The 15,135-nt window shown below is 57.3% G+C and carries 8 protein-coding genes; 2 read left to right on the top strand and 6 right to left on the bottom strand.

Annotated elements, in window-relative coordinates; all coding sequences use genetic code 11:
• Positions 1-5: 5 nt before the first annotated feature.
• The 5 genes from OKC27_RS00580 to manA all read right to left on the bottom strand — a co-directional run bounded on the left by OKC27_RS00580 (position 6) and on the right by manA (position 12,318).
• Positions 6-2,444: a GH92 family glycosyl hydrolase gene (locus OKC27_RS00580; protein WP_270805794.1), complete on the bottom strand. Its 2,439-nt coding sequence runs from the start codon at positions 2,442-2,444 to the stop codon at positions 6-8.
• Between the two features lie 306 nt (positions 2,445-2,750).
• Entirely contained in the window at positions 2,751-5,273 is a 2,523-nt protein-coding gene (locus tag OKC27_RS00575) for a GH92 family glycosyl hydrolase (protein ID WP_270805793.1), read from the bottom strand.
• A 61-nt stretch (positions 5,274-5,334) separates the two neighbouring features.
• Positions 5,335-7,737 (bottom strand): GH92 family glycosyl hydrolase, encoded by a 2,403-nt coding sequence (locus tag OKC27_RS00570; RefSeq protein WP_270805792.1) that lies wholly within the window; start codon positions 7,735-7,737, stop codon positions 5,335-5,337.
• A gap of 55 nt (positions 7,738-7,792) precedes the next feature.
• Positions 7,793-10,489: a GH92 family glycosyl hydrolase gene (locus OKC27_RS00565; RefSeq protein WP_270805791.1), complete on the bottom strand. Its 2,697-nt coding sequence runs from the start codon at positions 10,487-10,489 to the stop codon at positions 7,793-7,795.
• A 638-nt stretch (positions 10,490-11,127) separates the two neighbouring features.
• Positions 11,128-12,318: a mannose-6-phosphate isomerase, class I gene (gene manA / locus OKC27_RS00560; protein ID WP_270805789.1), complete on the bottom strand. Its 1,191-nt coding sequence runs from the start codon at positions 12,316-12,318 to the stop codon at positions 11,128-11,130.
• Positions 12,319-12,434: 116 nt separating this feature from the next.
• Between manA and OKC27_RS00555 the strand changes: the two genes are divergently transcribed.
• Together OKC27_RS00555 and icd are read left to right on the top strand one after the other, a co-directional pair.
• On the top strand, positions 12,435-13,310 hold the full coding sequence (locus tag OKC27_RS00555; RefSeq protein WP_058054070.1) for an AraC family transcriptional regulator: 876 nt from the start codon (positions 12,435-12,437) through the stop codon (positions 13,308-13,310).
• Positions 13,311-13,466: 156 nt separating this feature from the next.
• Positions 13,467-14,720, top strand: a complete 1,254-nt coding sequence (gene icd, locus OKC27_RS00550; protein ID WP_197930711.1) for an NADP-dependent isocitrate dehydrogenase — start codon at positions 13,467-13,469, stop codon at positions 14,718-14,720.
• A gap of 75 nt (positions 14,721-14,795) precedes the next feature.
• Here the strand turns inward: icd and OKC27_RS00545 are convergent, their stop codons facing one another.
• Positions 14,796-14,972 (bottom strand): hypothetical protein, encoded by a 177-nt coding sequence (locus tag OKC27_RS00545; protein WP_181221740.1) that lies wholly within the window; start codon positions 14,970-14,972, stop codon positions 14,796-14,798.
• Between the last annotated feature and the right edge of the window lie 163 nt (positions 14,973-15,135).

Genomic DNA, 15,135 nt, shown 5'->3' with positions numbered 1-15,135 from the left:
GCTCGTTACTTCTGTGGCGGGGTATTGCCCATCACGAAGTGGAGGTTGCCACCGGGTACAAACTCCTTGTGCTCGAAGAAGAGGCCATCCTTGAGCGGTTTGCCATTGATGGTGACCGACTGGACATAGCGGTTCTTGGCGCTGTTGTTATCGGCGATGATGGTGAAGGTTCCCCCCTTGACCGGGATGGTCGCTTTGGCAAACAGCGGGCGGCCGATGGTGTAGACGGGGTCTGCCGCATTCACCTGATAGAAGCCGAGTGCTGACATGACGTACCAGGCAGACATGGAGCCCACGTCCTCGTTGCCGATGATGCCTGCCGGGGTGTTCGAGTACATGGTGTCGAGGATGTAGTCGACCGTCTCCTGAGTTTTCCACGGCTCCGAGGTCCAGTTGTAGAGGTAGGGGATATGGTGGGAAGGCTCATTGCCGAAGGCCACCTGACCCATCATCCCGGTCATGTCAGCGGTCTCCGACCCCTGACTCTCGGCGGCGAAGGTGGCATCCAGATTCTGCTTGAAGGCCTCTTCTCCGCCCATCGCGGTTTTCAGCCCCTTGATGTCATGGGGCACAAACCAGGTCCACTGCCAGGCGTTACCTTCGGTATAGTTGCCGGTTTCATGTTCGGTGCCATAGGGATCAAACGGCGTCATGAAGGAGCCATCGATCATCACCGGACGCATGAAACCGGTCACCCCGTACTGGGCGTATTCGGCCGCATTGTGGTCGAAGTAGCGCTGGTAGCCGTTCGAGCGGGCCAGATAGCGCGCCTCTGCGGCCTTGTTGCCGGCCGCCTTGGCGATCCGGGCGATGGCCCAGTCATAGAAGGCGTTTTCCAGACCGTAGGAGACTGACTCGAGGGTGTAGTCAGCGAACACGGGCTGACCATCGATCCGCTGCACCGCCGGCGCAAAGCCGTTCTTCTCGATGTAATCGATGTGGTTGGTCAGGGTCTTGTCCAGCACCGCCTTGTCCCACTCGGTCGCCAGCATGGGGTAGTTGGTATAGGTGGAGCTGTCGATGGCGGCCTTGAGCGCCAGATTTTTCTCCTGCGCGGTGAAGGCCTCGGGGTATTTGGTGATGGCATCGGCAATCACCACCACCGCCGGATAGCCCACCATGGTGCCTGTCTCATCCCCCAGATGCTCCCACTTGGGCAGCAGGCCGCTCTCCAGATACTTCTGGATCAGGTTCTTGGCATATTGCACGGCGCGGGTAGGTTCGGTGATGGTCTTGAGCGGGTGCAGCGCCCGCTGGGTGTCCCACAGGGAGTAGACCGAGAAGTTGGGCTGCTCTTCGCTCGCCTGACCATAGTAGATCGAGTAGCTGCCTTCCCCCTTGGCCTGCGCCCCTTTGCCCATGCCGCGGTAGTTGCCATCCACATCCTGATGGACGATGGGGGCGATCTTGGTGTGATAGAGGGCGGTGTAGAAGATCTCGCTTTGCTTCTTGCTGCCCCCCTCAATGGTGAAGTTGAGGGCGTTGGCCCACTTGTCGCGGGCATTGGTGCGGGCCTCGTCAAACGATACATCCCCTTCGGCCTGGTAGTTTTTCCGTGCGCCGGTGGCATCAACCGCCGAGAGGGCAACTTTGGCATTGAGCTGGGCAGAACCGCCCTCTTCAAACTCGACGTAGGCGGTGACATCGGCGTTGGACTTGGCCTTGTGCTCGGCGCTCAAGCCCTCTACCGGTACACCCCCGGCGAGGAGGTAGACCCCTTTGATCTTCTTGTCGAAGGTCGCATGGAAGAAGATCTTCTGGTTTTTCGCCCAGCCGGAGAAGTGGGTGGCATCCCGCTCGCCGGTGATGGTGTAGCCATCTTCGCTGATGGTGAGTTTGTTGCGCAGCGAACTTGAGCCCCAGTCGCTGTTGAGGATCGAGTTCAAGTCGATCTTCAACCGTTGGGGTTGGCCCTGCGGATAGGTGTAGCGGTGAAAGCCCACCCGCTCGGAGGCAGTCAACTCGGCCTTGATGCCATTTTCGGCGATACGCACCGCATAGTAGCCAGGCTCGGCCTGCTCGGATTTTTTGTCCATTTTGACCGAGATGGCCTTGCGGTAATCATTGTTCGGCTCGATGTATTTGGCCTTATCTTCGGTAAAGGGCAGGAACAGAATATCCCCGAGCCCCCCCATGCCGGTGCCGGAGAGATGGGTGTGGGAAAAACCGAACAGGGTGTCTTTGTCGAAGTGATAGCCGGAGGAGGAGTGCCACCCTATCAGTTCGGTATCCGGCGAGAGTTGCACCATGCCTTCTGGTACCACGGGGCCGGGAAAAGTGTGACCGTTAAAGCCAGTGCCAACAAATGGATTCACGTATTGCAACACATTGGTTGGCGTTGGCTTTTGATCGTCGTTATCGGTGTTGCTGTTATCTGAATCGCAGCCGGATAACATGGCCAGGGTGCTGGTCAGGGTAATGGCCAGAATATTTTTCTTGAACATATAGAACGGCTCCATCGGGTAGGGGGTGAGCAGTCAGAATTTATTTTTTGATGCCGGAGTGGTGCCTGCGCAATATCAAGGAGCGGCGCTGTCAATCCCGGCGAGCGTTATTATTCCCATGGCTCCTGTTTCATCGACAGAGTAAAAAAGTGTCATTCACTAGATTTTTGTGACAAGGCTGTCTGTTTGTGATCCGCGTATCATGTGATGCAGCACATCATATTTTTTGAGTGTTCTTGTGAATCGACCAAAAAAGAGGCCCAAAGGAAGCTTTGGGCCTGAACATATATTGGCAATAAGTGATGGTTATTTATTATCTGAGCCGGTCGGTTTTTGCGCCGTCATGATAAATTTCAACTCACCGCCTGCCCGAATATCGCTGTGGTTGAAGGTCAGGTTTTCCCCCAGCGGTTTGCCGTTGATGGTGACGGATTCCACATAGATATTTTGGGGGCCATTGTTTTCGGCGATCACGGTGAATTTTCCGCCATCGATATCCATCGTCACCTTGTCAAACAGCGGCCGACCTATGGTGTAGACCGGGACTCCCGGCGTGACCTGATAGAAGCCAAGCGCACTCATGATGTACCAGGCGGACATTTGCCCCACGTCCTCATTGCCAATCAGCCCTGTGGTGGTCGGATGGAAGAAGCTACGCACCGCCTGATCCACATACTCCTGGGTTTTCCACGGCTCCCTGGTCCAGTTATAGAGGTAGGGAACATGGTGATCCGGTTCGTTCCCCATCACGAACTGCCCGATATAGCCGGTCATATCCCCTTGTGATGTATCGGCGTTGGAGTTGGCGGTGAAGAGGGCATCCAGATTCTTCCTGAATTTCTCCTCGCCACCCATTACCTCTTTGAGCCCCTCGATATCGTGGGGAACAAACCAGCTCCACTGCCAGGTGTTGCCTTCGGTAAAGTCCTGCCCCCGGTGCTCGGCACGATAGGGCCAGAAGGTGTCATAACGGCTGCTGTCGTTGATGTCGCAACCTGGTGGGGGCGTGACCGGGTTGCCGTTTTTATCGATAGCGCAGGAGGGGTAGTTGTTGACCCAGCTGCCATCGTAATTTTTGGGGCGCATAAAGCCGGTCGCGCCATATTTGCCATATTCCGTTGGGTTGTAGTCAAAATAGGCGCGCCAGGTGGTGGCCCGGGTCAGATAGCGGTTCTCGGCAGACTTGTCGCCCGCCAGGCGGGCCAGCTGGGCGATACACCAGTCATAGTAGGCATTCTCGACGCCGTACGAGACGGACTCGTTGACCAGCTCATCGTACTTGTCCTGCGCCATGCCCCCCTCTTCCGGCTTGTATTTGACGTTGGCCGGTACATAGCCGTGCTGCTCGGCATACTGGCCGTGACGGGTCATCACGGTGAAGCGCTTGTCACCGTTCCAGGGATCCTGATAGGGCACCCAGCTTTTGGTCAGCTCGAGGTCAAAGTTGGCGGAAACGTTGGCCGCCTGCAATGCCAGCTTTATCTCTTCCGGCGTGAATGCATCCGGGTATTTGACGATGACATCGGCGATGATGGAGACCGCCGGATAGCCGACCATCTCGCCGGTATAGTCGGAGTGCAGCTCCCATTTGGGCATGATGCCGCCGGTTTTATATTTGTTGAGCAGATCGTGCACATAGTCGATGGCGCGCTCTTTTTCGATGATGGTCTTCAGCGGGTGGGCGGCGCGGAAGGTGTCCCACATGGAGTAGACCGAATAGTTGGTAAAGCCCGGCTTGGCCTGATGCACCTTGCCATCCATTCCGCGATATTGACCATCCACATCCTGATAGACGAAGGGGGCAATGTAGGTGCGATAGAGCGAGGTATAAAACATCGTCTTGTCGGCATCGCTGCCACCTTCCAGGGTGAACTTATTGAGCACTTTCGCCCATGCCAGTTTGTTCTCCTGCACCACCTGATCGAAGCGGTAGCCATGTTCATCGGCGCGCAGGTTGGCCATGGCCCCCTCTATGCCGGTGCCCGAGATCGCCATCTTCATGGTGATGGGCTGCTCCCCTTTGGCAAAGTTGAGCCGGGTCACCACATCTCGCACCCGAGGTCTGGTTTCGCCATACCCGATGTAATCGGCCAGCCCCACCTCGGTGTCGCTGCTCAATTTGCCATCGACATAGAGGGTCTGCTCCACGAAGGGTTCGGAAAATTCGGCGTAGAAAAAGACCGTTTGCCACTGCCCCCACTCGTTGCTGGTTCTTGCTCCGGCAATGGCGTTGTCGCTGACCCGCTTGAAGTAAATGTTGCGGGAGTGGTTGCCGTACTGCTCCAGCAGCTCGTGCTGCAGATCGAGCTGGACTTTGCGATCTTCACCCGCCGGATAGCTGTAACGGTGGAAGGCGACCCGCTGGGTGGCGGTGAGTTCGGCCTTGATGCCGGTCTCTATCAGATCCGCCTTGTAATAGCCCACCTCCGACAGCTCGCTCGGCTTGTTGATGGTGACCGGGTCGGTATTGCTGCCGGTGAAGGGCAGGAAGGCGAAATCATTGAAATCGCCCTTGCCCGCCCCCGAGATATGGGTGCTGCTGAAGCCCGAAAGCTTGGCCAGCTGGTGGTGATAGTCGGAAGGGGTGCCCTTGCCATTCCAGTTGGCTTGGTTCCAGCTATCCGGGCCCGGCTGGATCATCCCCTCCGGCATGACGGGGGCCGGATTGACATTGCCCAGCCCATCGGTGCCGATCAGCGGATCGACATATTGCAGCACCTGCAGGGCATTGTCGGGGCGGCCATCGTCGGTGGTCTCATCGTTTGTGTTGCAGCCATAGAGGCCAAGCAGGGCGGTCACCATGATGGCCAGCTTGTGGGGTTTGAACATCGTTGTTCCTCAATTCCGGATATGAAAACGCGGCAAGCCGGGTGGCTTGCCGCTTGTAGAGTTACGGGGTCGCTTGCTGGTTGGTCATCACAAAGCGCAGTTCACCACCGGGACGGATCTCGCTGTGGGCGAAGGTGTTGTACTGGTTGAGTGGCTTGCCATTGATGGTGACCTCTTTGACATAGAGGTTGTCCGGGCTGTTGTTCTGTGCCACCACCTTGAACTGGCCGTCGGGCAGATTGATGGTGACCTTGTCAAAGATGGGACGACCTATGGTGTAGGTCGGGTCGCCCGGGGAGATTTGATAAAAGCCCATGGCGCTCATGATGTACCAGGCCGACATCTGCCCGACGTCTTCATTGCCGATCAGGCCATCCGGGCTGTTTTTGTAGAACTCCTTGTAGACCCGGTCGAGGTACTCCTGCGCTTTCCAGGGCTGGGCGGTGCGGTTGTAGAGATAGATGACGTGGTGGGAGGGCTCGTTGCCGTGGATGTACTGCCCGATATAACCCGTCATGTCCTGATGTGCTTCGCCCCCGTTGGGGTCGGCGTTGAACAGGTTGTCGAGCTTGTCGTTCAGCCCCTGCTGGCCGCCCATGATCTCGGTCAGCTTGTCGAGATCCTGCATGAATGACCACTGCCACTGCCAGGCGTTGCCCTCGGTGTAGTAGAAGGCATCTGACTTGTAGGGATCGAAATCGGCTGGCGCGTATTTCAGGGCGCACGGGTCGCCATTTTTCAGCTCGGTCGGCACGAAGAAGCCCTTGCCATCGGCATTGCCAGCCTGGGGATCCCAATGCTTGAGCGAGTTGTAGGAGCGCGTCTTGAACTCCTGATAGGTGGTCATGTCGCCCGCAGCTTTCGCCATCTCGGCGATGGTCCAGTCGTAGAAAGAGAACTCCAGCGAGTAGGAGACCGAGTTCCAGTTGGGATAACGGACGCACTGCTCTTTTTCGTGATAGCTGAGCTGACCGGCCATCAGCGAGCTCAGAATGTCGTCATGGATCTGCGGGTAATCGGCAGGCCGGTAGTGGGCCGATTTGACCGAGGCTTGCAGCGCCTCCTCGGCATCGATCAGCCCCTTGGTCACCGCATCGGCAAGGATGGCCGCCGAGGGGTAGCCAATCATGGTGCCGGTTTCCGAGCCGTGACCTTCCCATTTGGGCAGCAGGCCGAACTCCACGTTGGATTTGCGGATCAGATCCTTGGCGTAGAGAGTCGCCTGTGGCGGGTCCATAATGGTCCACATCGGGTGAACGGCGCGGAAGGTATCCCAGGTCGAGTAGATGGAGTAGTTGGGGGTATCGCCAGGTTGCAGGGTGCGCAGGGTGCCCTGCATATCAAGATACTTGCCATCCACATCGTAGAGCTCGATAGGGGCGATCATCATGTGGTAGAGAGCGGTGTAGAAATTGGTCTTCTCGGTCTCCGTCCCCCCTTCGGTTTTGAGTGTTGCCAGCTTTTCGGCCCACGCGTATTCGGCGTCTGATTTCACCTTGGCAAAATCAAAGGTGGGGGCTTCCGCTTCCAGATTCTTCTGTGCTCCTTGCCAGCTCACCGCCGAGATACCGACCCGGATCTCGAGCGGTTGGTCACCCTGGCCAAAATTGAGGTAGGCGGTCAGGTCATCCCCTTGATAGACGCTGTTGGGGCGCATCTCCCGGGTCGGCATCTTGTCCTGCTCGCCCAGCATGGCCCTGGCCACAGGTTGGTTGAATTTGGCGTAGAAGAAGATGTTCTGGCCCTGATGGTTTTGGCCCTGGAACCAACCCGTGGAGGTTTTACGGCCGCGAATAGTGTACTCATCCACCACTTCGATTTTGTTTTTGAGCGACTGGCCGTTGTTGTTGAGCAGGGTATGGCCCAGATCGAATTTCACATTGCGATCCGCCCCCTTGGCAAAGGTGTAGCGGTGCAAACCGACCCGTTTGGTGGTGGTCAGCTCAACCTCAATCCCCCCCTTGTTCAGCCTGGTTTGGTAATAACCGGCGCTGGCGTGCTCGTTGGTTTTGTCAAAGGCGTTGAGCTGGGCGTCAGCTATCTCGGCGTAGGGCAGTACCAGAATATCGCCCAGATCGGTGGCACCGGTACCGGAGAGATGGGTATGGGAGAAACCGTAGAGCGGCACATCGGTCGCGATGATCTCGCCCGTGAGGTAATTGGAGGAGTCCCAGTAGCCGGAGGCGGAGTGCCAGGGGTTGAGCCCACTCTCATGATCGGTGCTGGAGCCAATAAAGGTATCCGGCGAGAGCTGCACCATGCCGGCAGGGCGGGTGGCACCTGGGAAGGTGTGGCCGGAGGCGGCGGTGCCTATCATGGGGTCAACGTATTTCAGTAGCGACAGATCGACAACCGGAGTCACCGGTTTCTCGATAGCGGTAGACTCGCTCTCACTGTTGCAACCGGCGATGCCACCGGTCAGCGCGGCAATCACCGCAAGAGAAAGCAGATTGCACTTGAACATGGTCATTCCATTTTTGAGTGGTGATGGGGGAGGGAACCCTCCCCCGAACAGGTGATTAACGGGAACCGGCTGGCAGGTCGCCTTCGTGCAGGAAGGTGCCGATACCTTGCGAAGGCGGCAGATCTTCCGGCTGGCTGGCCCAGTTCTGGTTGGGGCTATCGCCCATCACGAATTCAAGCTTGCCGCCACTGAGGATTTCCTCATGGGTGAGGTAGCTGCGATTGAACTCGCTGCCATTGAGGCGAGCAGACTGGATGTAGATGTTGTCGCGGCTGACGTTCTGAGCCGTGACGGTGAACTGCTTGCCAGCGCCCACATCGAGCGAGGCGGTGTCGAACATGGGGGTGCCAATCTCGTAGATGCCGGAGGATGCATTGACCGGGAAGAAGCCCAGCGCCCGGAACACGAACCAGGCAGAGAGAGTGCCAAAGTCATCGTTGCCACAGATGCCGTCAGGGGTGTTTTTGTAGCAGACGTTGGTGGCTGCCGCGATGGCGGCCTGTCCCTTCCAGGGTTGCCCTACGTAGTTGTAGAGGTAGGGCACATGGATATCCGGCTCGTTGCCCTGCACGTGCTGACCCACGTTACCGGTGTTGAATACCGGGAACTGGTTGTCGCCAGCGTTGCGATCAGGGTAGGTGGTCCAGTACTCGTCCAGTCGCTTGGCAAACAGTTCGCCACGTTTGGCCTGAGGATTCCGGGTCTGATCGAAACGGGTCATCAGATCGACCAGACCGTGGATGTCATGCTGCACGCTGAAGGCGTATTGCCAGCCGTTGGATTCGGCGAATGACCAGTTGAACATGTCCGGGCGCCAATCCTTGCCCACCGCCCGGCCGGTTTTCGGATCGACCCAACCGGCATCGATGAAGTTGCCATCGTAGTCGCGGGCCTTGAACCACCCTTTGTACTGCTTGCCGCCAAAGTCAAACTGCGCCTGCCAGTTCTTGGAGCGATCGGCAAACTCCTGATAGCGGGGATCACTTTCGCCAAACACCGCCTTAATCGATTGGGCGATCGCCCAGTCATCCATGGAGTACTCCAGCGAGTAGGAGGAGGTCCAGGCATCCTTGAAGGGAGAGTGTGATTCCCAGTCGTTGGTCGGCGGCGTGTCGTGCAACTGGGCAGGCACATAGCCCTGCTGCTCGTACTCCTTGATCCAGGCGACCCCCTGGCTGGTGGATGCGCGGGCATCGGTGATCATGGCCGTCACCAGTCGCTCCTTGATCTCCTGACGTTCCGTATCGCTGAAGCCCAGCGCGATCATCCGTCGGTCCAGCGAGCCTTTGGAGAGCACATCGTGGATCACCGGGGTGGAGTGCATGCCCATCATCATGCCGGTCTCGTTACCCTTGAAGGTCCACTCCGGCAATCTGCCCTTGCGCAGGTTACCTTGATCGTCCATCCACTCCTCCTCGGCGTAGGAGAGCATGGAGAGCACCACATCGGCGAGGCGATCCGGCTCCAGCAGTGACGAGAGGGGTTGTACTGCGCGGTAGGTGTCCCACAGGGAGAAGGTGTCGTAACGGGTAAAGTCCGCTTTGCCATCCCGGTTGGCATCGGCGGTGCGTACCGACTCCTTGAGGGTGTCGATCTGCTCGCCCCACGGCGTGTTGCCATCCGGGTAGGCATTGCGTCCCTGATGGACCTGGCGGTAACGTCCGTCCAGATCGGAGTGGATGGTCTGGCCCAGATAGGTGTGGTAGAGCGCGGTATAGAAGGTCTGTTTGTACTCCTCATCCCCACTGACCCGGATCTTGCCCAGCTCCTCTTCCCATTTTTGGGTGGCTGCCTGACGCACATCGTCAAACGACATGTTGGCCACTTCGGTCATGTTGAGGGAGGCGCCAGCGTTGCCATCCCGGCCGATCTCGACGTTGGAGAGGGCCACCTTGGCCTCGACGGCCAGGCCCTTATCTGCGGTATCAAATTCCACATAGGCGCGAGCGTACTGATATTTGCCTCGGGTCTCGTTGCCGATCTCGGTGGTGCCTTCCGGCAGATCCAGATAGCGGTTTTGGTCTTTGTCGAAGTAGGCGAAGCGGATGTTTTTGATGGGCTGGTCGAACTCCATCACGAAGAACTCTTTCTGGCTGGGGGCCCAGCCGTCGGAGAAGCGGTGGCCTTCGATCCGGTTGTTGGTTTTGTCCCATTTCAGATAGGAGTCGGAGGTGTAGTCCCAGTTGACCTTGAAGCCGAGGTTGACCACGATTTCCGACTTTTTATCCTGCGGGAAGGTGTAGCGATGAACACCCACCCGATCCGAGGCGGTCAGCTCGGCCTTGATGCCGTAATCCTTCAGATCGACCTTGTAGTAGCCCGCGGTTGCCTCTTCATCCTTGTGGCTGTAACGGGAGGCCTCCAGATTCAGGGAGGCAGACCCCTCGTTCAGCATGAAATTGGAGCGGGAGTTGATCGGCATCACCAGAATATCGTTGAGATCTCCGGCTCCGGCCCCCGAGAGGTGGGTATGAGAAAATCCGGCGAGGCGATTGTCGTGGTAGTAATAGCCGGAGATATATTCCCAGCCGTTGGCACCGTTGTTGGGCGAAAGCTGCACCATGCCATGCGGGGTGGTGGCGCCGGGATAGGTGTTACCCAGATTTCCTGTGCCAATAAACGGATTGACGTAACGGGAGACGCTGGTCTCTTTATTGTTATCGACCGCGGTATCCGAGTCATTTTGACAGCCGGATATACCAACCAGACCAGCCAGTACGGCACACGCAAGTAAGGAACGTTTCAGTTTCATATTTGTCGCCACAGGTTAATGAAAGTAGGGTATCGAACGTATAAAAACCGATAATGCAGTCGCCGGATCAGCCAATGAATATCTGCCGGATGAGAGGGCCATCTGCATGTATTATCCCGGCTGTCACTGGATAGTCAGAGTGACAGGGGGAAATATCAGCCAGATAACATGGATAGTGAAAACGATCTGGCCATACAGGCAGAAAAATAAAAGCGCAGGAAAATAACAGGCAGCCATAGCCTGATTTAAAAATCGCCCCTTACATTTATGAAATAAGTGGCTGAGCTGTGTTACATCTGGAATATATAAATGCTCTTAAATGTTTTTCCTGTTGCCTGTAAATTAACGGTTTCTATTATTTCTTTGATTAATATCCGGGGACAGAGGAAAAAAATGGCATTAACTGGATTTTTATGACGTGTAGGGAAGGGTGTGAGCTGGCTCGCATAACCGCAGGGTGGCGTGACCACGGAGGCTAAATGATATTAATCATTATAAGTCAACGTGTTATTCTTCGGCATTGGGTTAAATGACCGATTTTGTGAGTCGCACCCACCCCCACGTGGTCAGATGAGCTGGAAAAAAGGGCCCTGAAGGGCCCTTTGAACAGACGGTAGTGAGCCGATGGCTCAGCAGGATCAGCGGTTGCTGGCGCGGGCAAAACGCCCTTCAGCCGTCACGCGATAATCGCCGGTGCTGGCGGGCACAAAAGCAGATTGCCCGATGGTCAGTGTCAGACGCTCGCCATCCTGGCCAATCAGGGTGATGGGCCCATCGATGGCGAACAGGATCTCGGCATTGCCGGTGGTGAGGGCATGTTCCCCTGCGCCATACACGCTGAAGGTGAAGTCCGGTACCGGTACGTCGAAGTGCTGTACTGTGCCTTCCATGCGGGGGCTGAGCAGGATCTGGTCGTCCGGTTTGGCGACGCAGCGGGTGCAGGCCAGCAGCTCCGGCACATCCATGTATTTGGGGGTCAGACCGGCACGCAGCACGTTGTCGGAGTTGGCCATGATCTCGAGGCCAGTGCCGTGAATGTAGGCGTGGGGGGTCTGGGCATCGAGGAACATCGCCTGACCCGGCTCAAGCGTCACCACGTTGAGCAGCAGCGGTGAGAAGAGTCCCACATCCCCCGGGTACTGGTTGGCCAGATTGCTGATGGTGGCGAAGGTCTCTTCATCCTGATGGGCGGCGGCATAGGTCAGCAGGCCAGCCAGCGCCTCGTCCTTGCGCTCACCGCTGAGGATCAGCAGTTGGTGGAAGAAGTGCTGCAGGCCCGCTTCATTTTGTGACTGACGCAGCGCCGCGGTCAGGTCGGCCAGCGCGGGCAGCGCCATGTGAGCGAACAGGGCCAGGATGGCCGGGATGGCGCGAAAGCCGTTCATCGCCTGATAGCGGGTGAGGGCAAAGACCAGCTCCGGCTTGTGGTTCGGATCCTTGTAGTTGCGGTTGCTCGCCTTGATATCGATGCCTGCGGCCTCTTCTCTGGCAAAACCGGCCTCTGCCTGTGCCTTGCTCGGGTGTACCTGAATGGAGAGCGCTTGCTCGGCGCAGAGCACCTTGAACAGGAAGGGGAGTGAGCCGAAGCGCGCCTGGGTGGCTTCGCCCAGCATGGCGACGGGGTTGGCTTCAATCAGGCTGGAAAGCTTCACGCTCTCGCCCGCCAGCGTCACTTCGGAGCAGCCATTGGGGTGAGCGCCCATCCACAGTTCAGCTTGTGGTTTGCCTTCGGGATTTTTGATGCCAAACAGCGTGGTCAGGGAGTCACGACTGCCCCAGACATAATCCTGGATCGGGTTGCACATTAGAAAAAACGGCGGGTAGCTCATGGATGGCTCCTTGTATCAGAACGATTTTTTGGGAATTTCAGTCTGGCGCGGACTATAGCATGGCAGGGGCAGCGCACCGCAATCGGTTGCTCTCTGCATCTTGATCAGGATCATTCATGAGTATCATCTTTACCCAGCTGTTGGATGGCTTTCTAAGTGAGGGGGAAGGCTTTGAGAAGGTGTTGTTTGCCTCTGACAAAGGGGTACCACCCTGCTTCAGTTATCAGGTCAACTTCCCGCGTCTCGAGCTGGTCTTCAGCGGCCACTATCTCAACCAGATCTGGTCCCCGGAAGGGGATGTGCAGTCGGTCCAGATGGGTCAGCGGGAGGCGATGTACATTCCCCCCAACGGCTGGAACAAGCCGGATTGGGACAACGACTGCTCCGTGCTCAGCCTGTTGTTCGGCAAACGTCAGATAGGCTTTAGTCTGGTGAGCAAGCACAAGGGGGACACCGGCTTCTTCGATGTGCAGAAGCACAGTATTCAGGCCGGTGCCGGACGGGCGCTCGATCATATCCTGCTTTCTCTTAATACCCTGGCGCAGGAGCCGATAAGGGCGCCGATGGACAATCACCTGCTGCAAGCGCTGCTCAGTTACTCACGGCAGTTGCTGGTGGAGTCGGAGAGCGGTCGTCCTCGCGGCTCCGATCTCTTTCACGGCATCTGCATCTACATTCAGGAAAACTTTCACCGCCCCATCAGTCGCGAATGCATCGCCGCCCGCTTCAATCTCTCCCCCAGTCACCTCTCCCGTTTGTTCCGCCAGCAGGGGCACATGCGGCTGGCGGACTACATCAGCTGGGTACGGTTGGAACGGGCCAAGTTCATGCTCAAGAAGTATCGCTTCCGCCTCGAAGAGGTCGCCAATCGCTGCGGGTTTACCGACGTGAACTACTTCTGCCGGGTGTTCAAACAGAAGACCGGCCTGACCCCTTCCCAGTACCGCTCCCTGAGTCAGCCACAGGCGGCGGCCAGCGAGCTGGAGGGATAGCGGGGCGGGGTCGGGGAGGTATGGTGACGGCGCACTGGCGGGTGGCTACCTCTTTGGTCTGACATGCTTTCTTGTCGTTTTATTATGAAAATGAATGGGCTAAGATGGCCGCGCGCAACAAACAAGTTGATAACAAACGGAAGTTAGGAGATGCCGATGGAAAGCAAAGTAGTAATCCCGACCCAGGGTCAGAAAATCACAGTCGATGCCAACGGCAAGCTGCAGGTTCCCAACCATCCGATCATTCCGTTTATCGAAGGGGATGGCATCGGTGTTGATGTAACCCCGGCCATGTTGAATGTGGTGAATGCTGCGGTCGAGAAAGCCTACAAGGGCGAGCGCAAGATCGCCTGGATGGAGATCTATACCGGCGAGAAATCGACTCATATCTATGGCGAAGGTGCCTGGCTGCCGGCCGAAACCCTGGATTTCATTCGTGAATATTGCGTGGCCATCAAGGGCCCGCTGACCACGCCGGTCGGTGGCGGTATTCGCTCCCTCAACGTGGCCCTGCGTCAGGAGCTGGATCTCTACATCTGCCTGCGCCCGGTTCGTTACTACGAAGGGACCCCGAGCCCGGTCAAGCGTCCGGATCTGACTGACATGGTGATCTTCCGCGAGAACGCCGAAGACATCTACGCCGGTATCGAGTGGAAGGCCGACAGCGCCGAAGCGAACAAGGTGATCGCCTTCCTGCAAAACGAGATGGGCGTGAAGAAGATTCGCTTCCCCGAGTCCTGCGGTATCGGCATCAAGCCGATGTCCAAGGCCGGTACCGAGCGTCTGGTGCGTGCCGCCATCGAGTATGCCATCGACAACGATCGCGACTCCGTGACCCTGGTGCACAAGGGCAACATCATGAAGTTCACCGAAGGTGCCTTCAAGGATTGGGGTTATGCTCTGGCCCAAAGCGAGTACGGTGCCCAGCTGATTGACGGCGGCCCCTGGTGCTCCTTCAAGAACCCGAAAACCGGCAAGACTATCGTGGTCAAGGATGTCATCGCCGACGCCTTCCTGCAGCAGATCCTGCTGCGTCCGGCCGAGTATGACGTCATCGCCTGTATGAACCTCAATGGCGACTACATCTCCGACGCGCTGGCCGCTCAGGTGGGAGGCATCGGCATCGCGCCGGGTGCCAACATCGGTGACGGTGTGGCCCTGTTCGAAGCTACCCACGGTACTGCACCGAAATATGCCGGTCAGGACAAGGTCAACCCGGGCTCCCTGATCCTCTCTGCCGAGATGATGCTGCGCCACATGGGCTGGGTCGAAGCGGCCGATCTCATTATCAAGGGGATGGAAGCAGCCATCGCCAACAAGACCGTCACCTATGACTTCGAGCGTCTGATGGAAGGTGCCACCCTGCGCTCCTGCTCCCAGTTTGCTCAGGACATGATCGACCAGATGTAATGATCGGTTGATGGTCAGAAACGCAAAACCGGCGCCATGAGCGCCGGTTTTTTTATCGGTGAAGAGCGAAGGGACTTATTGCGCCTGCTCTACGTGTTGCTGATAGCGCTGCTGCCATTTGCTGGTTTCTGCGTCGTCTCCCTGTGCCTTCCAAAAGGCGCAGATGGTGTTGGCGAGCTCCGAGGCCATCGCGTGATCTCCGTCACGGCGACTCATCAGATAATCTCCCAGCCAGCTTTGATATTGTTTCATTACCCGATCTCCTTATCTCATGTGCCCTTGATGGTGTCCTCTCTGATGGGAACCGGATGGCTCGCCATGAGGGGTGACATCACCAGACATGATGGTGCAGAGTCACGACCCTGGCAGAGTGCCCGATGGGCAATCTGGCTGCGAACGTGACGCGAGATGTCAA

It is taken from the genome of Aeromonas sp. QDB62 (genome assembly GCF_027705695.1).
GTDB lineage: Bacteria > Pseudomonadota > Gammaproteobacteria > Enterobacterales > Aeromonadaceae > Aeromonas > Aeromonas allosaccharophila.
Note: the sequence above shows the minus strand (reverse complement) of the source record. Positions and strands in the feature narration are given on the sequence as shown.